22 protein-coding genes are annotated in these 22,134 nt (G+C 70.1%); 15 read left to right on the plus strand and 7 right to left on the minus strand.

Translation table 11 applies throughout. The features are described 5' to 3' along the window. The first annotated feature begins 115 nt into the window (after positions 1 to 115). The 14 genes from IPK71_09150 to IPK71_09215 all read left to right on the plus strand — a co-directional run bounded on the left by IPK71_09150 (position 116) and on the right by IPK71_09215 (position 12,306). Positions 116 to 772, plus strand: coding sequence for a DUF2306 domain-containing protein (locus tag IPK71_09150; GenBank protein MBK8213905.1), 657 nt, complete (start codon positions 116 to 118; stop codon positions 770 to 772). Continuing rightward, positions 769 to 1,797, plus strand: coding sequence for an NAD(P)-dependent alcohol dehydrogenase (locus IPK71_09155; protein ID MBK8213906.1), 1,029 nt, complete (start codon positions 769 to 771; stop codon positions 1,795 to 1,797). The genes IPK71_09150 and IPK71_09155 overlap by 4 nt, the downstream gene beginning before the upstream one ends. Positions 1,798 to 1,804: 7 nt before the next feature. Then, the gene (locus IPK71_09160) at positions 1,805 to 2,134 is read left to right on the plus strand and encodes a hypothetical protein (GenBank protein MBK8213907.1); all 330 of its coding nucleotides are present in this window, start codon (positions 1,805 to 1,807) and stop codon (positions 2,132 to 2,134) included. Positions 2,135 to 2,259: 125 nt separating this feature from the next. Further along, positions 2,260 to 3,288 (plus strand): hypothetical protein, encoded by a 1,029-nt coding sequence (locus IPK71_09165; protein ID MBK8213908.1) that lies wholly within the window; start codon positions 2,260 to 2,262, stop codon positions 3,286 to 3,288. Positions 3,289 to 3,335: 47 nt separating this feature from the next. Next, positions 3,336 to 3,587, plus strand: a complete 252-nt coding sequence (locus IPK71_09170) for a hypothetical protein (GenBank protein ID MBK8213909.1) — start codon at positions 3,336 to 3,338, stop codon at positions 3,585 to 3,587. Positions 3,588 to 3,745: 158 nt separating this feature from the next. Then, complete coding sequence (locus IPK71_09175) at positions 3,746 to 4,759, plus strand: serine protease (protein ID MBK8213910.1); 1,014 nt, start codon at positions 3,746 to 3,748, stop codon at positions 4,757 to 4,759. Positions 4,760 to 4,940: 181 nt separating this feature from the next. Further along, positions 4,941 to 5,666, plus strand: a complete 726-nt coding sequence (locus IPK71_09180; GenBank protein ID MBK8213911.1) for a Stp1/IreP family PP2C-type Ser/Thr phosphatase — start codon at positions 4,941 to 4,943, stop codon at positions 5,664 to 5,666. A gap of 91 nt (positions 5,667 to 5,757) precedes the next feature. Further along, positions 5,758 to 7,107, plus strand: coding sequence for a hypothetical protein (locus IPK71_09185; GenBank protein MBK8213912.1), 1,350 nt, complete (start codon positions 5,758 to 5,760; stop codon positions 7,105 to 7,107). A 40-nt stretch (positions 7,108 to 7,147) separates the two neighbouring features. Further along, positions 7,148 to 8,197 carry an alpha/beta hydrolase gene (locus IPK71_09190; protein ID MBK8213913.1) on the plus strand — a complete coding sequence of 350 codons (1,050 nt, stop codon included), beginning with the start codon at positions 7,148 to 7,150 and terminating at the stop codon, positions 8,195 to 8,197. Between the two features lie 219 nt (positions 8,198 to 8,416). Continuing rightward, a complete protein-coding gene (locus IPK71_09195; protein MBK8213914.1) occupies positions 8,417 to 9,178 on the plus strand; it encodes a hypothetical protein in 762 nt (253 codons plus the stop codon). A 71-nt stretch (positions 9,179 to 9,249) separates the two neighbouring features. Continuing rightward, positions 9,250 to 9,714: a peptide-methionine (R)-S-oxide reductase MsrB gene (gene msrB, locus IPK71_09200; protein ID MBK8213915.1), complete on the plus strand. Its 465-nt coding sequence runs from the start codon at positions 9,250 to 9,252 to the stop codon at positions 9,712 to 9,714. A gap of 76 nt (positions 9,715 to 9,790) precedes the next feature. Next, entirely contained in the window at positions 9,791 to 10,354 is a 564-nt protein-coding gene (locus tag IPK71_09205) for a riboflavin biosynthesis protein RibD (protein MBK8213916.1), read from the plus strand. A gap of 29 nt (positions 10,355 to 10,383) precedes the next feature. After that, a complete protein-coding gene (locus IPK71_09210; GenBank protein ID MBK8213917.1) occupies positions 10,384 to 10,689 on the plus strand; it encodes a hypothetical protein in 306 nt (101 codons plus the stop codon). A gap of 135 nt (positions 10,690 to 10,824) precedes the next feature. After that, positions 10,825 to 12,306 (plus strand): hypothetical protein, encoded by a 1,482-nt coding sequence (locus IPK71_09215; GenBank protein MBK8213918.1) that lies wholly within the window; start codon positions 10,825 to 10,827, stop codon positions 12,304 to 12,306. A gap of 60 nt (positions 12,307 to 12,366) precedes the next feature. Here the strand turns inward: IPK71_09215 and IPK71_09220 are convergent, their stop codons facing one another. From IPK71_09220 to IPK71_09240, 5 genes are all read right to left on the minus strand, one after another. Further along, positions 12,367 to 13,449 (minus strand): tetratricopeptide repeat protein, encoded by a 1,083-nt coding sequence (locus tag IPK71_09220; GenBank protein MBK8213919.1) that lies wholly within the window; start codon positions 13,447 to 13,449, stop codon positions 12,367 to 12,369. Positions 13,450 to 13,513: 64 nt separating this feature from the next. Next, positions 13,514 to 15,877 (minus strand): patatin-like phospholipase family protein, encoded by a 2,364-nt coding sequence (locus tag IPK71_09225; GenBank protein MBK8213920.1) that lies wholly within the window; start codon positions 15,875 to 15,877, stop codon positions 13,514 to 13,516. A gap of 63 nt (positions 15,878 to 15,940) precedes the next feature. After that, complete coding sequence (locus IPK71_09230; GenBank protein MBK8213921.1) at positions 15,941 to 16,354, minus strand: VOC family protein; 414 nt, start codon at positions 16,352 to 16,354, stop codon at positions 15,941 to 15,943. Positions 16,355 to 16,362: 8 nt separating this feature from the next. Further along, positions 16,363 to 16,800, minus strand: a complete 438-nt coding sequence (locus IPK71_09235) for a VOC family protein (protein ID MBK8213922.1) — start codon at positions 16,798 to 16,800, stop codon at positions 16,363 to 16,365. 232 nt (positions 16,801 to 17,032) lie between these two features. Further along, the gene (locus IPK71_09240) at positions 17,033 to 19,183 is read right to left on the minus strand and encodes a TIGR02266 family protein (GenBank protein ID MBK8213923.1); all 2,151 of its coding nucleotides are present in this window, start codon (positions 19,181 to 19,183) and stop codon (positions 17,033 to 17,035) included. A 187-nt stretch (positions 19,184 to 19,370) separates the two neighbouring features. Here IPK71_09240 and IPK71_09245 point away from each other — a divergent pair, with 187 nt between their 5' ends. Then, entirely contained in the window at positions 19,371 to 19,706 is a 336-nt protein-coding gene (locus IPK71_09245; protein ID MBK8213924.1) for a PilZ domain-containing protein, read from the plus strand. Positions 19,707 to 19,733: 27 nt separating this feature from the next. Here the strand turns inward: IPK71_09245 and IPK71_09250 are convergent, their stop codons facing one another. Both IPK71_09250 and IPK71_09255 read right to left on the minus strand, forming a co-directional pair. Continuing rightward, on the minus strand, positions 19,734 to 20,399 hold the full coding sequence (locus IPK71_09250; protein MBK8213925.1) for a hypothetical protein: 666 nt from the start codon (positions 20,397 to 20,399) through the stop codon (positions 19,734 to 19,736). A gap of 58 nt (positions 20,400 to 20,457) precedes the next feature. After that, positions 20,458 to 22,122, minus strand: coding sequence for a transporter (locus IPK71_09255; protein ID MBK8213926.1), 1,665 nt, complete (start codon positions 22,120 to 22,122; stop codon positions 20,458 to 20,460). Positions 22,123 to 22,134 lie beyond the last annotated feature (12 nt).

Raw genomic sequence — 22,134 nt, forward strand, 5'->3', positions numbered from 1 at the left:
ATCGCGCAAGCCGAGACGCCCCGATCCTTGACGGGCATACGGTGTAAGCTTACGGTGTAAGCCTCGCCGGGGTGTGGTGCTCCGGCGGAGCCCTTGGGGCCATCGAGGTGCCGTCATGATCGAACGTTCTCGTCCCCCCGCGCGCCGCCCGCGGGCCATCGGGGTGGTGCTCGTCGCGCTCCCGGTGCTGTTCCTGGTGATGCCGTCGGTGACTCGGCTCGTCACGCTCGCCGCAGGCAAACCACCGGCCGACGCGGGCGACGTCGCGTTCTCGGAGCACGCGGCCGTGGGGCTCTCTCACGTCGTGCTCGGCCTCGTGATGGCCCTGCTCGTTCCCCTCCAGCTCTCGGCGCGCGTCCGGACGCTGTGGCCTCGCGTGCATCGCGCCTTCGGGTGGACCTTCGTGCTCGCGGCGTCGGTCACCGTCGCCTCGGGCCTCGTCATGAACGTGGTCTTCCCGCCGGTCGGGGGCATAGCGAAGCAGATCGCGATCGTGGTGACGGGCCTCGGGTTCGTCGGGTCGCTCGGGCTCTCGGTCCGGGCGATCCTCCGCCGCGACGTCGCCTCGCACCGCGCGTTCGTGCTGCGGAGCCTCGCGTTCGGGCTCGCCGGGGGCACGGCCGCGGTGGTCCTCTTCCCGTATTTTCTCGTGTTCGGCCAGCCGAGCGACACGGTGGTCGCGCTCGGGCGTTGGCTCTCTCTCCTGGTCGACGTGGCGATCGTCGAGCTCGTCGTGCTCCGCCGCGCCACGCCCCGCATGGTGCTCGGGTGAGGGCCGCCGTCTGCCATCGCTACGGTCCGCCCGAGGTCGTCGTCGTGGAAGAGCGGCCCGCGCCCAAGCTCCGTGCCGGGGAGATCCTCGTGCGCGTCGAGGCCACGACCGTCACCACGGCCGACGCGCGTCTCCGTGCCCTGCGTGTGCCCTCGGGCTTCGGCTGCCTCGCGCCCGCGCTCTTCGGGTTCGGCGCGCCTCGCCGCGCGACGCTCGGGGTGGAGTGTGCCGGTGTGGTCGACGCCGTCTCGGGGACGGGCTCGCGTTTTCGTGTCGGAGACCGCGTGGTCGGAATGGACGGCGTGTCGATGGGGTGCCACGCCGAATACAAGGTGTTCTCGTTCGGCAGCGCGCTCGTCCCCATGCCGCCCGGCCTCACGTTCGTCGAGGCCGCCTCGCTTCCGTTCGGAGGATTGACCGCGCTCGATTTTCTTCGTCGTGGGCGTCTCGTCGCGGGCGAACGCCTGCTCGTCGTCGGGGCGGCGGGCTCGGTGGGCTCCGCGGCGGTGCAGCTCGCGAAGGCCACCCGGGCGCACGTGACGGGCGTGTGCAGGGCAGCGAACCGCGAGCTCGTGCTTGGCCTCGGCGCGGACGCGACCATCGACTACACCCGCGAGGACATGACGAAGCTCGGGGAGCGCTACGACGTCGTGCTCGACACCGTGGGGAGCGCATCGATCGCAGAGCTCGCTTCGATTTTGCGCCCGGGAGGTCGGCTCCTCCTCGTCGTGGCCTCGCTCTGGCAGATGCTCGCCGGGCCATGGGTGAGCCTCTTCGGGCGCGCGCACGTCGTCGCGGGCCCATCGGCCGAGCGGCTCGACGACCTCGAGCAGCTCGTGGCGCTCGTCAACCGAAGGCGTCTCGCGCCCGTGATCGACGACGTCCTACCCTTCGAGCGGATCGCCGAGGCCCACGCGCGTGTCGATGGCGGTCACAAACGAGGCAGCGTGGTCCTCGCGGTCGGGGCAGAGGCGCGCGACGGCCTCCATGGACGGCGCTGCGAACCCGCGCGTTTCGGACTATGACGTCGCCATGCACCCGCAGCACACGATCTTCCTCGACGCCATCGCCCACAAGCGCCGCCTCTCGGTGCGGTTCTTCGACAAGAAAACGGGCAAAGAGCGCACCCGTGTCTGCGCGCCCCTCGACTTCGGCCCCCTCCGCGGCGCGACCGACACGCGCGACCGGTACCAGCTCTGGGACCTCGAGGGGAAACGCAAGCCCCTCAACATTCCGCTCCTCGAAGAGGACATGCTCGAGATCACGGTGCTCGACGCGACCTTCGACCCTGCCGACATCGTGACGTGGGCGTTCAAGCCCGGATCGTGGAAGATCGCGCGTGAGTGGGGAACCTTCAGCTGAGAAGAAACACTGAGCGGTTGGCGCATCCCATGCCACGCTGTGCCGTACTGTGACACTCGAAGGGCCGACGCTGCCGAAAATCTCGAGAGATTGCGTACGGCACGGTCGATGCAACTAGCCCAAGCATGAAAAACGCCCTTGTTGCCTCGACGACCCTCGTCGCCACCCTCGCCCTGGCCCTCGCCTCGCGGAGCGCCGACGCCTGCTCGGCGCCGATGTGTTTCGGGTCGAAGGCCTACGTGCTCCCTGCGAATGGCGGCACCGTCCCGGCGAACGCCGCGGCGCTCCCCGTGTTCGCGCCCGCGTTGCCCTATCCGCTGACGGTCACCCTCGAGAAGGTCGGGGCCGGCGGGAGCACACCCGTCACGATCGAGCGCGGGACCGACGCGGCGCGCCCCGACGTGCTCCTCCCGAGCGGGCTCGAGGCGGGGGCCTCCGACAAGCTCACCGCCGTCGTGGCGGATCGCGACCCCGAGAGCGCCTGCGGGTCCACCTCCGTCACGACGTTCACCGCCGGCCCCTCCGCGCCGAAGCCGACGACGCTCGGCGCCCTGAAAATCAAGGCGAGCGGGCTCACGAAGCTCGGCCTCGCGGCGGGCGGGCGGTGCTCGGCCGTCGTCGAGGTCGCGCGCGCGGAGCTCGAGATCGAGCCCTCCGCCGAGGCCGCACCCTGGGCGGGCGTCCTTCGTTACGAGACCTACGTCGACGGCAAGAAGTGGTTCGCGAGCAACGACGCGGGCATGCAGGTGCATCGCGCGGGGAGCTGGGTCGGCATCGGGAAAGACGTGGTCTACGCGGCCTGCGAGACGAACCCGGAGACGTTCGCCGGCGTGAGCCAAGGCCGTCACTCGGTCGTGATGAAGGCTTTCCTCGCGGGCGACCCCTCGCTCGTGCTCGAGTCCGCCCCGGCGACGATCGAGCTCACGTGCCCCTCTTCGGGAGATGCGGGCGCAGGGGGACCCGACGGTGGTGCCGTCGATGCCGGCGCGGCTGACGATGGCGGAGGTCCTGCGGGGCCCAACGCGAACCCCTCCGGCGTGAGTGGGGGTGGGTGCTCGAGCACGGGCCCCTCGGGCGCGGCCGCGGGCGCCCCGGGCGCGCTCATGGCCTTCGTCGCGGTGGCCGTCGCGCGCGCGCGTCGTCGTCGCCGCTAGCGGGGGAGGCGGTCGCCCCTTCGTGCGATACCAGGTACGCTCTCGGCATGTCCGACAGCGTCCTCGTCTTCGTCGCCGACGAGCACGGGCGGTGGCTCGCGAAGCTCCGCATGGGGTTCGTGCCGCGCGAGGGGGAGCGGATCGCGTTCATGTCCCAGGGTCGCGCGAAGCCGCGCTCGTACCAGGTGCTGAGCGTGCTCTGGACGTTCGAAACGCCCTCTTCTCAGGGAGGGACCACCCTCATCCACGTCACGGTCACGGCCCGCGCCCTCGACGACGGCGAAGGGCCGTACCGGTGACCACGACCTGACGGGGGAGGCTCGCGCGCGTGGCCTCGGGTTCACGATCGGCCCGAACGAGGCTATTTTTCGCGGGAGATGGCGATCCTCGGCCGTGGCCCGGCCATTGCCTGACAGGCTTCGCTTCCCTCCGAAACCCGAGCTACTCTAAAGGCGCCATGCGTTTCACCCGTCTGCTCCCGGTCGCGCTCCTCGTCCTCGCGGCCCCCTCCGTGGCCGCGGCGTTGCCACCCCTCCCGGGCTCGGGGGCTCCCGCTGCCCCGCCGGCGGCGGCCTCGTCCGCCAAACCCGCCGCCCCGGCCGACACCACGGCCGACGCGCTCCGTCGAGGGGTCGTCGCGATCGAGGTCGCCGGCAAGCCCGTCGCGATCGGCACCGTGCTCGCCAACGATGGTCGCGTGCTCACCGCGCTCTCGGGCCTCGGGAGCGCCGAGACCGTGCAACTCCGCTACGCGGACAACTCCACGGTGCCCGCGAAGGTCGGCCACAAAGACGACGCGTGGGATCTCGCGCTGCTCGTGCCCCAGTCCGGCAAATGGAAAGAGGGGCTCTCCGCGAGCAGCCTCGAGCCGAACGTCACGGACCTCCGCCTCGTGCTGCCCACGCGCGGCAAGCTCGGGCCCGTCGCGGTGGCGCTCAAGGGCCGTCCCGACGCCAAATCCAAGGATGGAACGCCCCTCCTCAACACGCTCGACCTCGACCTGAAGGGTGCCCTCTCGGTCCCTGGCGCGCCGGTGATCGACGGCGCCGGCAAGGCCATCGGGGTGCTCGTGCGCGCCTGCCAAGTCAAGTCGACGGCCCCGTGCGCGCCCGTCTCCGTGGCCGCGCCCGTCTCGGCGATTCGCTCGTTCCTCATGCGCACACCGGCGACCGCCGTCGCGCCATCGCCTTGGCTCGGGCTGCGCGGCGCTCCTTCCCAGGCGGGCAGCATCAAGGGCGTTCGGGTGCTCGACCTCGCGCCCGGCTCACCCGCCGAGAAGGCCGGGCTCAAGCCCAACACCGACCCCGCCAAGAGCGACGTCATCGTCGCGGTCGACGGCGCCCCGGTCGAGACCCCGGAGCAGCTCGCCGAGCTGGTCGGTAAGAAGACCATCGGTGACTCTGCGAAATTGCTGGTTTTCGACGGCTCCAAGTTCCGCGAGGCCGTCGCCGTGCTGCGCGCCGCCCCGTGACGGTCCGTGGTGCTTCACGCGCGGGCCCCGAGCGCAATCGATTTCGCCCCAGCAAAGAATCGGCTGCCGTCGCAACTCATCGGTTGACACGACGGGCCCACATTCGTCACGATTTCGGGAGGTACCGCCCTTGAGCACCACCCAGCTCCGCATCGAGGTCGCCGGCGAAACGAACGTCGGCATGAAGCGCCAGCACAACGAGGACAATTTTTCGATCCTCGAAGAGTCTGGCCTGTACATCGTCGCGGACGGCATGGGCGGTCACGCCTCGGGCGAGGTCGCCAGCAAGATGGCCGTCGACGCCATGAAGGACTTCTTCGTGTCGACCGCGCAGGATCCCGAGCGCACCTGGCCCTACAAAATGGACCGGTCGCGAGGGTACGAGGAGAACCGCCTCATCACGGGCATCAAGCTCGCGAACCTGCGGATCTACGAGAGCGCCCAGCGCGACGTCCGTCAGCGCGGCATGGGCACCACGATCGTCGTGCTCTTCGCCGTCGAGGACGGTGTGTATTGTGCACACGTCGGCGACTCGCGCGGCTACCGCATCCGCGATGGCAAGATCGAGCAGCTCACCGAGGATCACTCGCTGCTGAACGACTACATCAAGATGAAGCGCCTCACGCCCGAGGAGATCGCCAACTTCCCGCACAAGAACGTCATCGTGCGGGCCCTCGGCATGAAGGACACGGTGAAGGTCGACACGCGCTTCGAGCCGTCCCGCGCGGACGACATCTACGTGCTCTGCTCCGACGGGCTCTCCGGCCCCGTGTCCGACGAAGAGCTCCTCGAGATCGTGCAGGGCGCCCCCGACCTGAAGGCCGCCGCGTCGCGCCTCATCCAGCGCGCGAACGAGAACGGCGGACCGGACAACATCACGGTCATCTTGGCCCGTTGGGTCTCCTGACGTCCTGATCGGGCACGGGCGATCGTCGCGCAGCGGCGCGGCGAGGTGACGCGGGGAAGGTTCGTGGAGATGGTCCCGTATGGCCTCCACGATGCGTACTCTTCGTGGCTCTCGGCTCTCGGTGCTCTCTCTCGTGCTGGCCGTCACGGCCGTGGCCTGCGGGGAGACGGTGGAAATCCCCGATATCTCTGGGGAAAACGGCGCCGATGCGGCCCCCTCGGCGGACGCGGGGCGCCCTCCTGGCGACCGCGACGCGGGCACGACGGACAGCGGCGGGTCCCGTGACGCGAGCGCCTCGACCGACGCGAGCACGGACGCGCGCGACGCGGGTGAGCCCTTGGACGCTTCGACCGACGCGGGGCCCTCGGACGCGGGATCCTCGGACGCGAGCACGACGACCGACGCGTCGGACGCGGGCCCAGGAACGACGTCGCTCCGGATCTATGCGGGTGGCTACCAGACGTGCGCGGTGCGCGGCCGTGCGGTCTACTGTTGGGGCTCGAACGACTTCGGTCAGCTCGGCTTCGGCGCGATCTCGGCGGACGTGACCACGCCGACCAAGGTGGGCGACTTCGACGTGCTCGACATGGGCCTCGGCTACGACGGCTCGTGCGTCGTACGCGCGCCCGGAAACGTGTATTGTGCAGGTCGTCTCTACGGCGCCACGTCGCGCCTCGTCGCGAGCGGCTTCTCGCGCGTGAGCCACGGGAGGGACCACGCGTGCGCGCTCGCCAACGACGGCACCGTGTGGTGCTGGGGGTCGAACGCGTCGGGCAAGCTCGGTCGGGGGACGTTCGGCGGCCCCGAGAGCAGCATCCCGGCGCAGGTCCAGGGCCTCTCGGGCGTGCAGGTCGTGGTCGCCGCGAGGACGCACACGTGCGCGCTCAAGCTCGACAAGACCGTGGTTTGCTGGGGCGGGAACTTCGACGGGCAGCTCGGCATCGGGCTCTCCGGGGGCGGCAACGATCGCAACGTGCCCACCGTGGTGCCCGGCCTCACCGACGTGGTCACGATCTCGGCGAACGCGCACCACACCTGCGCCACCAAGACCGACAAGTCGGTGTGGTGTTGGGGCGGGAACGCGTCGAGCCAGCTCGGCGTGGGAGACGCCCTCGATCGCACCGTGCCCACGCGCCTCACAGGGTTCTCGGCCGAGGTGGCCGTGGCGGGCAGCACGTTCTCGCTCGCGCGCTCGGGTGGCGCGATCTTCACGTTCGGGTCGAACACGAACAGCGAGCTCGGTCGCGGTGCCGTCGGGACGTCGCCCACACCCGCGCCGATCGTCGGCCTCGATCAGGTCACGTTCGCCGACGCCGGGTACTCCCACGCGTGCGTGGTGCGGCAAGGTGCCGTCTCCTGCTGGGGGGACAACGGCTCGGGGCAGCTCGGTCTCGGCGACAAAGCGAACCGCGCCGTTCCCGTCACGGTCACGCTGCCCTGAGGCTTGAGCCCCGGGCCCGACGGGGCGAGTATGCTGGGCTATGAAGCTCGGGCTCCTCGAGAATCTCCGCGTGAAGGGCAGCCGCCCCCTCGTCCGTCGCGTCTTCGCGTCGCCTTGGCTCCGCGGGGCGCTCCTCGCGAAGAAGCAGCGCGAGCTCGCGAAGGGCCTGGATCCCGACATCGCGCTCATGCTCGCCCTCGGCGAAAAGACGGGCGACGTCGAGCTCTCTGCGGGCTCCGCGTCGGCCGCGAGGCGGGGCATGCTCGCGGCGATCCGTGTCGTCGAGGACGACCCCGCGGGCGACGTGATCGTGCGGGAGCGCGAGGTGCCCGGTGCGGTCGGCGAGCTGCGTGCGCGCCTCTACGAGCCCGACGGTCTCCGCGCGCCCTCGCCGGGGCTCGTGTTCATCCACGGCGGGGGCTGGGTCACGGGCGACCTCGACACGCACGACACGCTCTGCAAACGCCTCGCGCTGACGGCGCGGATCCGCGTCATCGCCATCGAGCCGCGCCTCGCGCCCGAGCACCCGTTCCCGGCCGCCGTCGACGACTCGGTCGCCGCGTTCCGTCACGTCGCCGCGAACGCCGCGTCGTACGGCATCGAGTCGAAACGCCTCGGCGTCGGAGGCGACAGCGCGGGCGGAAACCTCTCGGCGCTCGTGGGCCTCGAGACCCGCGCCGACGCCGTCCGCCCCAAGATGACGTTGCTCGTGTACCCCGCGGTCGACGCGACGTGCTCGATGCCCTCGCACGCGGAGCTCGCGACGGGTTACCTGCTCACCCGCGCCTCGATCGCGTGGTACCTCGGTCACTACGCGGGCGCGACCCCTCGGGACACCCCGCGGCTCTCGCCGCTCTTCACCCCGGACGTCACCGGAGCTCCGCCCGCCCTCGTCGTGACGGCGGGGTTCGATCCGCTGCGTGACGAAGGCGAGGCCTACGCGAAGAAGCTCGCCGCCGCCGAGGTCCCCGTCGAGGTGCAGGCTTGTCCGAGCATGGTGCACGGGTTCGCGCTCATGACGCTCTCCCCTGCCGCCATGTCGGATACTGTGCGTTTCTGCGCACGGACCGGCGAGCTGCTGCGGGCGTAGCAAGCTCGCCCTCGGCCCGTTCACGCTGGGCAGGCGCGCCGATCAGGGCTCGAGTGGTCGCGCGGCGGCGTCGAGCGGCTTGCTGGCGATCGTCCTGGACCCCACCATGAAGAAAAGCGGCGGCGCTCCGTCATCACGAGTGGTGGATCGCATCGTGCAGTGAAGGGTCGTGCACGAGCCCCGGAATGTTCTCCGGGTCTCGCGCGTCGGGAGGACACGATGATCGCGAGCATGTTGGGGCTCATGATTCCGGTCGCAGGCGTGCTCGGCATCGTCGCGCTGTTCATGCATCTTCAGAAGCGGAACCGCGCCGAGTGGAACGCCGAGGAGGCCGTGGTCGCCGACCGCGCCGGAGCGTACCGAAGCTCGCAGAAGGCCGTCGGTATCGTCGAACGCATCCGCGACATCCCCTCCGAGGTGCAGGTCGCGGCCATCTTGGCCCTGTTCTTCGGCGTCATGTGGGTGCCCTCGATCCCCATCGTCGGCGTCGGCATCATGTTCGAGCTCGACGGCTCGCGGGGCATGCCCGGACTCGCGACCCTCTTCGGGACCACCGGAATTCCCCTCTCGATCGCCCACTTCGTGCTCGGCATCCGCTTCACGAAGCGCGACGCGTCGGCGCGGAGCTTGGCGCGTGGGGTGGCGGCCTGGTCGATCGTGCACAACGTGCTGCTCTTCCTGTTCGTCTTCGCCATGAACCTCGGCGGGCACCACGAGAAGGCTCACGAGACGGTGAGCCTCGAGCACGGGCTCGGGTTCGTTCCGCTCCTCTATGGCTGCGCGTCGATCGCCTACGCGGTGTATGCGCTCTACGCTGCGAAGGTGCACGAGGCGCTCGACGTGGCGGGTCGCGTCGATCCGGAGCTCGCGTACGCACGGCAGGTGCACGCGCCGATCCTGCCGGCGGTGCCGGGCGACGTCCCCCCGGGGATGGCCACGGCCGCGCCCGTCCCGGTGGGCGAGGCTCCCCCTTGGCCCTGAGGCTCGGGTAGTCTTCGACAGCTCCCGATGTGCGGCACGAACGCCGGTCGTGGCATCCCATCGTTACCCTCATGACGAACCCCAGCGAAACACCCACCTGGCGCGACATCGAGCGTTGGGCAAAAAGTGGCGGTCCACCTCCTCCCACGCGCGTCGAGCTCACGGCCGACGAGTGGCGCGCGCGGCTCACGCCCGAGCAGTTCCAGGTCATGCGCCTCGCCGGGACCGAGCGGCCTCACTCGTCCGCGATGTGCTCCGTGTTCGAGCCGGGGCGCTACCACTGCGCTGGCTGCGACACGCCCCTCTTCGACGCCACGCACAAGTTCGATAGCGGCACCGGGTGGCCGAGCTTCACGGCGCCCATCACGGCCGGCGTCGTCGGCTACCACTGGGACGAGAGCTACGGCATGGTCCGTGTCGAGACGGTGTGCGCGGTGTGCGACGCTCACCTCGGCCACGTCTTCCCCGACGGGCCCCCGCCCTCCCGTCTTCGGTACTGCATCAACGCGCTTTCGCTCGCGAAGAGCCACGGCTGACGCCCCTCACGGCGCGGCGGGCGCGTCGATTCGAGGGAAATCGCATATGCTCTTCTTCGTGGACCACGAAGCCTTCATGCGCGAGGCCATGGCCTCCGCCGAAGCGGCGCGCGGGCACACGGGCGACAACCCGTGGGTCGGGTGCGTCATCGTCGACGCCGCCGGCAAGATCGTCGCTCGCGGGTTCACCCGTGGCCCCGGCGAGGATCACGCGGAGATAGGCGCGCTCCGTGCGGCACGAGGCCTCGGCGTCGACCTGCGCGGAGGCACGCTCTACTCTACCCTCGAGCCCTGCTCCTTCCATGGTCGCACCCCTGCGTGCGCCAAAGTAGTCGCCGAGTGTGGGGTCGCGCGGCTCGTGTTCGCGATGCGTGATCCTCACCCCCGGGTCGACGGCAAAGGCGCGGCCATGGTGCGGGAGGCGGGCCTCGAGGTGCTCGAAGGCGTCGCCGAAGCCGACGTCCGGAGGCAGCTCGCGCCCTGGGTCCTCGCGCAGCACCCTCACGACATCGCGAGGCGCTTCCGGGACCTCGTCGCCGCGGGGCGCTCGGAGGACGAGGCCCTCGAGGCCCTCGCGGACGCCTTCGGGTTGAGCGAGACCGACCTTCGGACCGCGACGCAACACTCCGAGAAAACGTAATGAGATCCATTGGTTGCGTAGGTCTTCTCGTGGGTTGCCTGTGGAGTTGTGCGGGAGCGCTCGGGTGCGCAGGCGCACCTCCGCCGTGCCGCACGGGTCCCGAAGGCGACGTGGTCTTGGGCGCTCGCACGGGCGCCTCGGGCGTGAAGACGGGCGCGAAGACCGGGCTCGAGGGCCTGAAGACCGCGGGGAAGACCGCCGGTGGGCTCTTCTCGGGGGGCTCCGAGGGCGCTGGCGAGGCATGGCGTTCCGGCAAGCAAGCGACGCGCGAAGAGGCGAAGAAGGGCAGCGCCGAGGTGAAGGGCGAGGCCGAGGTCCCCCGCTGCGCGAAGTAGTCCGGGCGTTTTTCGGGTTCTCGCGTACCTTTCGGCGACGGAAGCGGCGACGTGTCACCAAGCACCACGTAGGCCCGTTGGCGCGTTCGCCGAGCGGCTCGCATCCGGTTCGCCACTTCGTTCGGAGTCCCCTCGATGAAAAACGCCCTGCTCGCCGCCCCCGCCCTCGCCCTGCTCGCCGCTTCGTTCGCGGCGGCGTGTGGTGGAAAGGTCATCTCGGGAGAGGACGACGGGGACTCGGGGGTCGTCGTGGTCACGCCGGCCGACGCGGCGCCGCCGCCCGTGGTCGACGCCTCTGCCGACGCTCGGGTCGATGCCGGCTCGGTGATTCCCGGGTTCGACGGTGGGCCGACGCAGCCGCTCGAGGTCCTCGAGCTCGGCGCGGTGACCGCCGGAGCGCCCGTCACCTTCGAGATCCCGAAGGGCACGCTCGGCTTTCACGTGACCGTCGAGAGCGACACCCCGAGCGAGTCGCTCGCGGTGCTCGAGGTCGTCGCTCCGAGCGGGGCAAAAGCCCACCAAAACGCGATCCCCGCGGGCGGTGTGCACCCGACGAGCGAGACCCTCTTCGGGACGACGGCGGCCGTCCAGATCCCGCAAGGCGAGCTCCCCGAGACGGCCGACGGCGTGGCCCCGGGTACGTGGCAGGTCACCTTCCGCGGTGAAGGAACGCTACGCGCGAAGGTTCAGGTGCAGACTACACCGGATGGGATCTTCCACGGAGGGACGCTCGATCTCGACGTGTACGTGCCCGACGGTCTCTCCATCGCGGGCACGCCGCCCGTGAGCGTGGGCACGGCCATCACGAACCGCGAGGTGCGCGATCGCATCGACGCGTTCTTCGGCGCGGCGCTCGAGCTTTATGGGCTCAAGAACGGCACGGTGCGGCTCCATGGCATCGCGAAGCGGTACACCTCGATCTCGGACGACGAGCTCTTCGACGTCTTCCGCGAGACGCGCGTGGCGCCGAAGGGGCAATCGCTCCACGTCGTGCTCTCCGAGGGCGACTCCGAGGCGTCCGAGTGGTGGGGGATCGCGGCGGGCATTCCGGGCGCGGCGAACGCCCCGGGGAACGAGCAGTCGGGGGTCGCGCTCGCGTCGCTCATGGAGGCCGACGCCGAGCTCGAGGGCTACGTGCTCGCCCACGAGGCCGGCCACTTCTTGGGTCTCAACCACACGACCGAGCTGTCGGGAGAAGCCGATCCGCTCTCCGATACGCCCGTCTGCACCGACATCTCGCGTCGAAATCTCGAGAACTGCCCCGACGTGAACAACGTCATGTTCGCGGCCGGCGCGGCCCTCGGTCGGCCGGTGGCGTCGCCGCTCCAGCGCCGCGTCGTGCAGGGCTCCCCCGTGTTCAAGGCGTTCCTCACCGGGACCGCGCCGACGCCGCGAGGGGTGCGAAAAGCGCCGGACTTCGGCAAGCTCTTCGGGCACCCCGGGGTCAGCCTCACGCGCGCCGAGTCGCTCGTCGTCGCGGGCATGTGCCGGCACACCTCGCACACGAAGCCCGTGCTCTCCGCCGCCGACCGCGTGGCGCTCGGCGCTCTCATGAAGGATACACGTATCTCGCCGCGTCTCCGTGGCGCCGGGCGTCGCATCCTCGCGGGAGAGTAAGGCCGCCGCCCGGGGTGGCGGCGTGCTCGTCCTACGCGGTCCCGTTCGCGCGCTCGTCCCTCACCAGATCTTCCACCAGGGCTTCTTCTTCGCGTTCGCGCGGGCAGCCTCGATCTTCGCGAGGGCGCGCTTGCCGTCCTTGTTGGTGGGGTCGATGTCGAGCAAGGTCTCGAGGGTCTCTTTGGCTTCGTCGAGGCGGCCGAGCAGCCCCTGTGCCCAAGCCCGATGGTAGAGCGCGCGGGTGTGCTCGGGCTCCTTCTCGAGGATGGCGTCGGCCGTGGCCATGGCGGCCTCGGGGTCTTCGAGCTCGTTCTCGGCGCGTGCCTTCTCGAGGAGGAGCGGCGTCGCGTCGGCCTCGCCCATGGCGGCGATCCCCCGTTCTACGACCTCGAGCGCGTCTCTCCACTTCTTTCGCTTGGTGAAGAGGCGCGAGAGGTTCTGGTAGTGGGCAATCCGGCCGGGCTCTCTCTCGATCGCGGCTTCGTAGTCCCTCTTCGCCGAATCGACGTCGTCCTTGGCTTCGTGGAGGTTGCCGCGGTTCGCGTGCGCCACCGCGGAGACCTCGGCGTCGTCGTGGTCCACGAGCTTGTCGTAGATGGCCTCGGCCGCGGCAGCGTCACCGGCGTCGGACCGGGCCACGGCCAGGGCGATCTCGACGATGGGATCGGGCTTGATCGCGAGGGCCTCCTCGTAGGCGTGCGCCGCCGCGACTGGCAATTTCAAAATTTGGAGCTGCGTGCCCTTCGCCTTCCACAACGCTACGTTGGGAGCCCTGCGAAGGAGGCTATCGACGATCGCGAACCCGTGGCGGAAGAGACCCTGGTCGAACGCGGCTTCGGCGTTCTCCAGCGTGCGCACCTTGGCGTCGTCGATACGGAGGAACCCGAGGGTCTCGGCCTCCGTCATGCCGCAGTCGGGGCAGGCCTTCTTGGGGTCGCGGTCCTTGCCACAATTGAGACACGAGCGCGCGGTCGGGGCCAAGGGGCCTGTCGGGCAGAGGTCGAGCGAGAGCTCTCCGCACTCGGGGCACCGCCATGTCACGCCATAGGTGGCCTCCTTGGGGTCGTCCTCGGGGTACTTGCCGGCGGCGACGAAGGAGGTCTCGATGTCGCAGGCTTCGCAACGGTAAGGTTGTGTCGACACGCGCGCAGCATAGCGATTTTTCGCGGCGAAGACCGCACGAACATAAATGTGCATTATGCACGCGCTACGGCCACAGGAACTGGAGGCCGCCCGTGGGCAAGAGGGACCACGACGTCTCTTCGTTGGTCCGCACGGGGAAAATCGCCGCGAGGCCGACCTGGAGCCTCACGCGATCGAACACCGAGGCCGCCACGTAGGCCTGCGCGGTGGGGCGCGAGCAGACGAGCGCGCGAGGGTCGGGACACGTCGACGTGGCGAAGCCGTCCTCGGTGGAGAAGAGGTAGCCGCCGCGGAGCCCGAGCCGTGGCTGGATGACGGGCCCCGAGATGGGGAGGATCTCTGCCTCGATGCCGGCCATAGGGGCCGCCGTGAGGTACGCGCCGCTCCCCGTGAAGCTCGAGAGGCCCCCGAGGTCCGCGGCGAGCGTCGCGCGGAGGAATCGGGACGCTCCGGCGCCGAGCCGGAAGCTCGCGCCCGCCTCGATCACGGGTCCTACGGCGACGTGCACGATGGCCGACGCGGGGACGTACGTGAGCGTTCCGAGCAAGGTGTGCCCGAGCGCCCCGATGGCCGCGCCGTTCTCGGGTTGCGCGCTCGCGAAGGTGTCGAGGGTCTCGCGGAGCCGCTCGTGGATCTCGCGCTCGACGCGCGCCGCGTCGACCTTGCCGAGACCGAGATCCTTGAAGACGAAGCCGTAACCCACGAGGAGCCGCACCGTGTACGCGAGCTCGGATTCTCCCGTTCGTTTGCGGTGAAAGCCCTGGGTCGCTCTAGGGGTGTCGGGGACGCGTTGGGGCTCTCCGCCGCGCATCGCTCGCTCGCACGCGCGGCTCTCTCCGAAGTCGCGGGAGCCCGCCTCTCGAGCCGCGGCGCACCCGTCGTAGAGCCGTGCGATCGAGGTCGCGAGCGCGGCTCGCAGCTCGGGTGCGACGGCCGCGCACGCCACCGCCGGATCTCCGACGTCGTCGAGCACGGCGCGGATGCAGTGATAGGGCTCGAGGTTCGTCGTCACGCCGTCTTCGTAGTGGACGATGGGCGGGCGTTCGCCGCGGATTTTGGCCAAACGAGCGGCGAGGCGGCCATCCATGAAGCGTCGCGCGGCGCGCATGCCGAGGTAGAAGTCGTGCTCTCGAAATCGGCTGTCGAAGAACCCGAAAAACGACGCGAGCGAGTGACTCACGGGCGGCACGTCGCTCGCGGCGATGGCCAGCCGATCGCGGAGCTCGGGGGTGGTCTCGAGGACGCTCGAGAGCTCTTTGGTTCGCGCCGACTCGACGAACGACTCGACGTAGTGGAGCCCCAAGGCCGAGGCGCTCCGCATGCGCTGGCTCTCGTCGGCGTTGGGTGGGCGAGAGAAGCTCGTGAGCTCGGGGTCGACGTAGACGAGGAGCGTGTCGTCGGGGGGCAGGGCGTTCTTTCGCACGAGGGGCGTGACGAAGCCCCCGCGCGCTTGCCCGGGTGGGAGGCCGTCACCGGCGATGCGCGCCGCGAGGCCGAGCGGCTGATTGTCGAACACGCCACCGTCGACGAAGTTCGCGCGGCTCGCGGTCGTGGCGTCGCACGGGGGCGTCGGGCCGCGGGGGCGGGTCATGCAGGTGGGGAGCGAGACGGGGGTGAAGGCGAACGGAAACGCGCTCGACGCGTAGAGCAGATCCCTTAGCAAGATCGCGTTGTTACGAGGGTCCGTGCCGAAGGGGAGCAGGGGCTGCGGGTACCCGTAGCTCGCGTCGACGTAGCTCTCGAACGTCGGTGGGCGCCCTACGCCCTCGCCGCGCATGCGCACGACGAAGCGCTCCTCGGCGCGCGGAAGATCGAGGCGCCCGTGAGCGCCGACGGCCTCGCGTGCGTTCGTGAGGCGCGTCGTCGTTACGCCGAGCACCACGTCGCACGAGGTGGGGAACCCTCGCGCGACGCGTTCGAGGATGCGGTCGGCCACGGCGTCGAGGGGGCGCCGCGAGAAGAGCGCGATCGCCGACGGGCGCGCCGGATCGTGCAGCCCGGGCAAGCCGATGGGGGTCCACGTCCCGTAAAAGAGGCTCTTCTTCGGATCGTCGTTCGGATCGTCGCAGCTCGCGAGCAGAGAGAGGAGCCCGTTGATGCTCCCGGCCGAGGCGCCCGTGGCGATGCGCACGTCGTAGAGCCCCGGGTTTCGCTTCATCGTCTCGACGAGGTAGTGGAGGAAGCCCGCCTCGTAGGCGCCGAGCGACACGCCCCCCGAGACCACGAACGCCACGGGAGAGGGACGACGCGCCGCCGCCGGGACCGACGGGGCCACATCGGTCCCGGAGGACGCGGAGGGCGCAGCGGACCCGGATGGCGCAGCGGGCGCGGGAGGTGCGGGGCTCGCGCCGGGGGGCTCGGCCGCGGCCGCGACGCTCGTGGCGACGAGCGTCACGACGATCGCGGCGTTTTGGGCGAGCTTTCGCACGGTCCTCTCAGGGTAGAGGAAGGCGCGGGCGAGAGGCGAAAATCACGGTCTCGCCCTCGTCGCTCAAGAGGCCGCGGCCGGGTCCATCCAGAGCACCTCCCAGTGGTGGTCGTCGAGGTCGTAGAACGTGCGGTAGTACATGAAGCCGTGGTCCTGCGCGGGCATGGCCTCTCGGCCGCCGTTCGCGAGCGCCTTGTCGGCGAGGGCGTCGACCTCGGCGCGGTTCGCGCACGACACGGCGACGAGCATCTCGGTCGCGCGAGATGCGTCGACGAGCTCACGCTTGGTGAACGTCGAGAAGAATCCTCTCTCGAGAAGCATCACGTACCCCTGCTCCGACAGCACCATGCATGCGGCCTTCGCGTCGGTGAACTTGGGGTTGAACTCGAACCCGAGCTTGGCGAAGAACGCCTTGGAGGCCTCGAGATCGCGAACGGGCATGTTGACGAAGATCTGGCGAGCCGTGCTCATGGACATTCCTCTCTTCAGGCCTTCTTCTCGGCACAATTGAACATCCAGGGGACACCGAATTTGTCGACCAGGGAGCCGAAGTAGTCGCCCCAGAACATCTCGGCGAGCGGCATGGTGACCCTGCCACCCGCGGAGAGCGCCGCGAAGATGCGCTCGGTCTCCGCGCGCGTGTCGGGCTGTACGTTGATGTGCATCGCGGTCCCGAACGACACGTTTTCCATCGAGGCGAGGGTGTCCGTCCCCATGAGCACGTGCCCGCCCGTGATCGGCAGCATGACGTGCATCACGAAGCCTTTTTCTCGCTCGGAGAGCTCCGGTCCGCCCGGAAAGGGGGGCACGTCCCGCATGCGCATGATCGGCCCGCCGAGCTCGGTGCGGAATACCGATTTGTAGAAGAGGAATGCCTCTTCGGTAGTGCCGGGGAAGTTCAAGTAGGTGCTCGTCGAGGCCATGCGCCAAGTCTCCGTGGGTAGATGGGGTGAAAGGTGAGATGAGTCGAAAGGAGGGCACGAGGCCTGAGACGCGGGTTCGGCAGGCAGGGAATCTCCTTTTCGAAAGGAGAGACTCGGCGCCGAAGCGAAACTCATCGCACCTTCGAAACAAAAGAGACGCGCCCCGAAAAACACGAAGCCCGCGCGCCCTGATGGGGGCGGCGGGCATCGAGGCATCACGCGCGGCTCGTGGCTACGGCTCTGCGGGCTTGGGCTCTGCGGGCTTGGGCTCCGCGGGCTTGGGCTCCGCGGGTTTGGGCTCGACGGGTTTGGGATCGGCGGGCTTGGGGTCGGCCGGTTTGGGATCGGCGGGCTTGGGATCGGCGGGCTTGGGGTCGGCCGGCTTGGGATCTTCGGGCTTGGGGTCTTCGGGCTTGGGGTCGGCGGGCTTCGGCTGAACCGGCGGAGGCCTGTAGACCGGCTTCGGTTTCTCGACCGAGGGGGCGGCCGAGGGCGCAGCCGACGCGGAGGTCGCGGGGGCTGCATCGGTCGTGGTGGCCGCCGTGACCGCGCTCGCGTCACCTGCCGTGTCGGCTCCGGCTTCGGCGCTCGGGGCGGCGGCTTCGGCGGGCTCGGCGGATGCGGACGGGGCGACGGAGGCCGACGGCGCGGCGGAAGGTGTGGCCGTCGCCGAGGCGGAAGGCTCGGGTTTCGGCCCGCCGAGCCCGAACGCGTGGGTCTTCCACGCCCACACGCCGCCGCCCGCCAGGCCCGTGAGGAGGAGCACGCCGGCCGCGATGGCGATCGCCCCACCCCCGCCTCCCTTCTTGGGCTGCGGGAGCGGACGAACCTGCTCTTCGACGGCGAGCGGGCGCTCGGGCGGGGCGAAGCTCGCGGCCGGCGGGGGAGCGCTCGCGTGCACCGGCGCCGGCGCGGGAGTGGGGGCGAGCGCGGGTGCGCCGTCGGGGGTGTAGGCCGGCATCGGCGCGTCGGGGGCGCGCATCACGGTCGGATCGTCGTGGCCGGCCTCGCCGCCGCCGCGAACCGCCGCCATCAGATCGTCGCTCGGCGCGTCGGCCACGGTGGGCCCCTCGGACCTGGCCGCCGCAGCGTTCTTGAAGAGCGGGTTGTCACCGATCTCGTCGAGGGAGCCGCCGGCCTCTCGGAGCGCCTCCTCGAGGAGCTCGGCGGCCTGCTTCATCACCGTAGGCTCGGGACGATCGACCTCGAACGTGGGGAGCTTCTTGGCGGGGTGCGCCTCTTGCGGGAACATGCCGCCCGCGACCGTCGGCATCTCGTCCTTCGAGGGGAGGCCGAGGGACGCGCGGTCGAGCGGCATCGTGTTCTCGAACTCACGGTTCCGAGGGACCGTGGGGGCATCCTTGGGCACCGCCGCGTCTCGCGCGCGGAGAGCCGCGTCGAAGTCGGGGAGCGCGCCCTTGTCGAGCGGAAGCGTGGCGCTGAAGCCCTGCGACTCGTCGGGGGAGGGGCGCGGGGGGCTCACCACCGTGGCCGCGAGCGAGGCTCCTCCCGCGGTCGGCGCTTCTTGGTTGTCGAACGGCGAGGGATACCCCGCGGGCTTGGCCGCCGGGGCCGCCGCGGCTGGCGCATCCAGCTTCTCGAGATGATTGAGAAAATCGAGATCGTCGTCGTCCGCGATGGAGCCGAGGGGTTGGGTCTGTGCGGCCTGGGGAACGGGCGGCTTCTGTTGGGACGCGAGCCCGAGGGGAACGCCGATGCCGGCCACGGTTTGGCGGCGGATGTCGGGTGCGCGCGCCGGCTCGGCCTTGGGGGCCTCGACTTTCGGCATCTCGGTCGACTTCGGGCGAGGCGCGGGGGCCGGAGCGGGGAGCGGTCCGCGCGCCGGGGGGACACTCGGCCTGGGGAGCGGAGCGGCTTGAGCAGGAGCGGGTTTCGGAGCGGGCGCTGCGGCCTGGGGCGCGGGCTTCGGCGCCGGTGCCGCGGCGGGAGCGGGAGCGGGTTTGGCTGCCGCAGGCTTCGGGACGACCTGAGCGGCGGCGGTGGGCTCTTCGGGCACCTCGGTGAAGGCGCGCCCGGCGTCGGCGTTCTCTTGCACGACCCGGTCGATCACCTGGCGGGAGGCGTCGTCGATCTTGATGAACTTGACGCCCATGCCGGCGGGGCGGTCGGCGCCGGCCTGGGTGGGCTCGCGCTTCCACACGACGCGGCCGACTCCGGCGATCACGGCCTTGTCGCCGGCCAACGCGAGCTCGAACTTGAGGAGCGTGCCCGGCGCGAACGGGGTCTGCGTTTTGACGAAGACGCCGCCGACGCTCACGTCGAACGCGTGGTTGTCGATGAACTCGTCGACGGTGGCGCTCTTGTAACGCACCGTTACGCTGACGATTTTCGCGCGCTTGTCCTTACGCGTATCGGAGGTCATGAACGAGCAGTCTCCCGACGGTTCGAGGCCCGAGCGGGGGCGTTCGGCCTCGTGCCCTCATGGTACCCGAGGTCTCGTGCAGATCGCCAACTCCATGGGGTCCGAAGCGGTCCTCGATGTGCCCGAGGGCCGGGCGCGAGCGGGAGGATCTCGTCCGCCCCTGGTTTCGTGGTACGGTTCGCGCACCGTGGAAAGGCCGCACCATTTTCGCTCCCACGCGAGGACGCACGTCCGCTACGCCGCGCAGGTGACGAGCGCCCGCGGCCTCGCGCGTGAAATGATGGTGGTCGACCTGAGCCTCGCCGGAGCGGGGCTCGAGTCGACCGAGATCCTCGCGGTCGGCGAGCACGTCACGGTGAGCTTCCAGTCGCCCTCGCGGTGGGATCCGGTCGTGGTCCCGGCTGTGGTGACCTGGTCGCGGCCGGGCACGCTCGCCCGCATCGGCGTCTCGTTCGAGCACCCGACCCCGGCGAGCGTGTATGCCCTCTTCGAGACCATGGCCACGCTCGAGTACGGCGCCTGACGGGCCAGCGCGCGATCGCGCCTCGGCTCACTTCATGTCGAAGTCGAGCGTGTTGCTCGTGAGCTGGCAGGGGATCGTGGCGCGCGCACGAGCGATCAGCGCTTCGTCGGCGGGGGGCGCGACGCCACGCAGCACCGCGCTCTCGGGGTCGTTGCGGTAGGTGGCTCGCAACGTGTGGTGGCCCTTCTCGGCGGCGATGGGCGATACCCACTCGAGCACCTTCGTCTGGCCGGGAGCCAACGTGAGGAGGTCCTCTTCGGCGAGGCCGTTCACGTTGCCGCACTCGCGGCGGGGCGGGTACACCTTCCCCGACAGCGTGAACGCGAGGGACGGGTTGCGCATGTCCTCGCTCGAGCCGTCTCCGGTCGCCATGAGCTTCACCGGTGATTTTCCGGTGTTTCGCAGCTCGAGCACCGGGAAGGCGTAGCCATCGCGGACGACGACCTTGGTGAGGACGAGCGTGACGCCCTCGCAACGCGACACGAAGGGGGTGGCGCTCGGCGCGGGCGAGGGCTTCTCCACCGTGTCGATCTTCGGCGGAGCCTTGGCCATGCCCGGCCCCCCTTCGGCGAGCACCTCGGGGACCACTTTCGTCTCGCGGTGCGAGCATCCCGCGGTGGAGCCGAGGCCAACTCCGACGAGCACGAAGAGCGCGCCGCTGGCTCGTGCACACACGGGGTGACGTCCGATCATGCATGCACCGTATCGCTCGAGGTCTCGCTGGGGAAGGGAGGCGTCGTCGTCCTGTCGGTCACCCGGCGCCGCTCTGGAAGGCCATGAGCGCCACTTGGGCGAGCACGATCTTGGCGATCGTCGCGAAGGGGTACACCGTGGCATACCCCACGTTGGGGAGCTCGGTCTGGCTCGTCTCGGCGGCCATGGCGAGCGCCGCGGGCTGCGTCTGCAGGCCCGAGAGCATCCCCATGAGCACGTCCTCCGGGATCTTGAGCCAGTACCTCCCGACCACGATCGTGGTCGCCACGGTCACGAGCGTGACGACGGCGCCGGCGCCGAGCATCGCGAGGCCTCCTCCCTGGCCGAGCGTGTGCACGAAGGCGTACCCCGAGCGCGTGCCTACCCCCGCGAGGAAGAGCAGGAGCCCGAGCTGTCGCAGCGTGAGGTTCGCGCTGTACGAGAGCGTCCACACGAGCTTGCCCGTGCGCCCGAGCCGCCCGAGCACGAGCCCCACGACGAGCGGACCGCCCGCGAAGCCGAGCTTTACGTGAGAGCCGCCCGGGATGGGGAAGGGGATGCTGCCGACCAGGAGCCCGAGCGCGATCCCGAGGCTGAACGTGATCACGTCGATCTCGCTGAGGGTCTTGTAGGAATCGCCAAAATATTTAGCAATTTCGGGCATTTTAGAGCGTGGTGCCACCACGCGCACGCGGTCCCCCAGGAGGAGCTCGGTCTCTCCGTCGGGCAAGAGCTCCACGTCGCCGCGGCGGATGCGGGTGACCAGCGCGCCGAAGCGCTCGGGGATGCCGAGCTCCGAGAGCGGCTTCTCGGTGATGGCCGAGCGCGACACGAAGATGCGCCGAAAGTCGAGCACGTGGCGATCGAGATCGAGCCGCTCGTCGGAGCGCTCGCCGAGCAGAGGCACCGCCCGGGTCACGTGTCGCCCTGCTCCGATCAGCGTCACGAGGTCTCCCGGCTCGAGGGTGACGTCGCTCGTGAGCAGCGACACGTCGTCGCCGTGTTTCATGCGCCCGAGCAGCACGGCGTGCCCATGCTCGCGGCACAGGGCGATGGCCTGGTCGCGTGTGATGCGCTTCTCCACGCGCACCGTGACGCTCTCGAGGGACTTCTCTCCGAGCTCGGCGAGCAGGCCCGATGGCGGGGGCTCGTCGGCCTTTCTCTTGGCCTTGAGCTTGGCCAGGACCCACACCCCCGCGAGGCTCCCGAGCACACCGAGGGGGTAGCTCACCGAGTAGGCGACGACGGGCTCCGAGAGCATGGCCTCTCGGGTGTCGGCCGGGGCGCGGGTCTTGATCGCCTCGAGCACGCTCGCGAGGGCGGGGGTGTTGGTCGTTCCCCCCGCGAAGAGCCCGGCGCCGAACGACGAGCGCAGCCCGAGCGCCTTCGAGAGCACGACGGCGAGCGCGGTGGCGAGCACGAGCACCCCGAGGACCGCGGCGTTGTCGCGGAGCGCGCCCTTGCGGAACGACGCGAAGAAGCCGGGGCCGCTGCTCTGGCCGATCGTGTACACGAAGAGCACGAGCCCGAAGAGGTAGACGAGCTCGGGCAGCTTCAAGTCGGGGTCGAGCGCGCCGATGCCGAGGCCGGCGAAGAGCACCGCGGCCACCCCCAGGCTCACGCCGGCGATCTTCACCTTGCCGACGAGGTAGCCGCTCGCCGCCACGAGGAAGAGCAGGAGGAGGGGGTTCTCTTTGAGGTAAGCGACGACGTGAGCGAGCATCGCGGCGTTCTT

Source organism: Myxococcales bacterium, from assembly GCA_016712525.1.
Taxonomy (GTDB): Bacteria; Myxococcota_A; Polyangia; order Polyangiales; family Polyangiaceae; genus JAAFHV01.

Excerpts from the sequence above, each read along its gene's own strand:
- IPK71_09205 (MBK8213916.1), top strand. The coding sequence starts at position 9,791 with ATGCGCGAGGCCATGGCCTCCGCCGAAGCGGCGCGCGGGCACACGGGC.
- IPK71_09190 (MBK8213913.1), top strand. The coding sequence starts at position 7,148 with ATGAAGCTCGGGCTCCTCGAGAATCTCCGCGTGAAGGGCAGCCGCCCC.
- IPK71_09185 (MBK8213912.1), top strand. The coding sequence starts at position 5,758 with ATGCGTACTCTTCGTGGCTCTCGGCTCTCGGTGCTCTCTCTCGTGCTG.
- IPK71_09160 (MBK8213907.1), top strand. The coding sequence starts at position 1,805 with ATGCACCCGCAGCACACGATCTTCCTCGACGCCATCGCCCACAAGCGC.
- IPK71_09170 (MBK8213909.1), top strand. The coding sequence starts at position 3,336 with ATGTCCGACAGCGTCCTCGTCTTCGTCGCCGACGAGCACGGGCGGTGG.
- IPK71_09175 (MBK8213910.1), top strand. The coding sequence starts at position 3,746 with ATGCGTTTCACCCGTCTGCTCCCGGTCGCGCTCCTCGTCCTCGCGGCC.
- IPK71_09235 (MBK8213922.1), bottom strand. The coding sequence starts at position 16,800 with ATGGCCTCGACGAGCACCTACTTGAACTTCCCCGGCACTACCGAAGAG.
- IPK71_09255 (MBK8213926.1), bottom strand. The coding sequence starts at position 22,122 with ATGCTCGCTCACGTCGTCGCTTACCTCAAAGAGAACCCCCTCCTCCTG.
- IPK71_09240 (MBK8213923.1), bottom strand. The coding sequence starts at position 19,183 with ATGACCTCCGATACGCGTAAGGACAAGCGCGCGAAAATCGTCAGCGTA.
- msrB (MBK8213915.1), top strand. The coding sequence starts at position 9,250 with ATGACGAACCCCAGCGAAACACCCACCTGGCGCGACATCGAGCGTTGG.
- IPK71_09215 (MBK8213918.1), top strand. The coding sequence starts at position 10,825 with ATGAAAAACGCCCTGCTCGCCGCCCCCGCCCTCGCCCTGCTCGCCGCT.
- IPK71_09150 (MBK8213905.1), top strand. The coding sequence starts at position 116 with ATGATCGAACGTTCTCGTCCCCCCGCGCGCCGCCCGCGGGCCATCGGG.
- IPK71_09165 (MBK8213908.1), top strand. The coding sequence starts at position 2,260 with ATGAAAAACGCCCTTGTTGCCTCGACGACCCTCGTCGCCACCCTCGCC.
- IPK71_09195 (MBK8213914.1), top strand. The coding sequence starts at position 8,417 with ATGATCGCGAGCATGTTGGGGCTCATGATTCCGGTCGCAGGCGTGCTC.
- IPK71_09180 (MBK8213911.1), top strand. The coding sequence starts at position 4,941 with ATGAAGCGCCAGCACAACGAGGACAATTTTTCGATCCTCGAAGAGTCT.
- IPK71_09250 (MBK8213925.1), bottom strand. The coding sequence starts at position 20,399 with ATGATCGGACGTCACCCCGTGTGTGCACGAGCCAGCGGCGCGCTCTTC.
- IPK71_09230 (MBK8213921.1), bottom strand. The coding sequence starts at position 16,354 with ATGTCCATGAGCACGGCTCGCCAGATCTTCGTCAACATGCCCGTTCGC.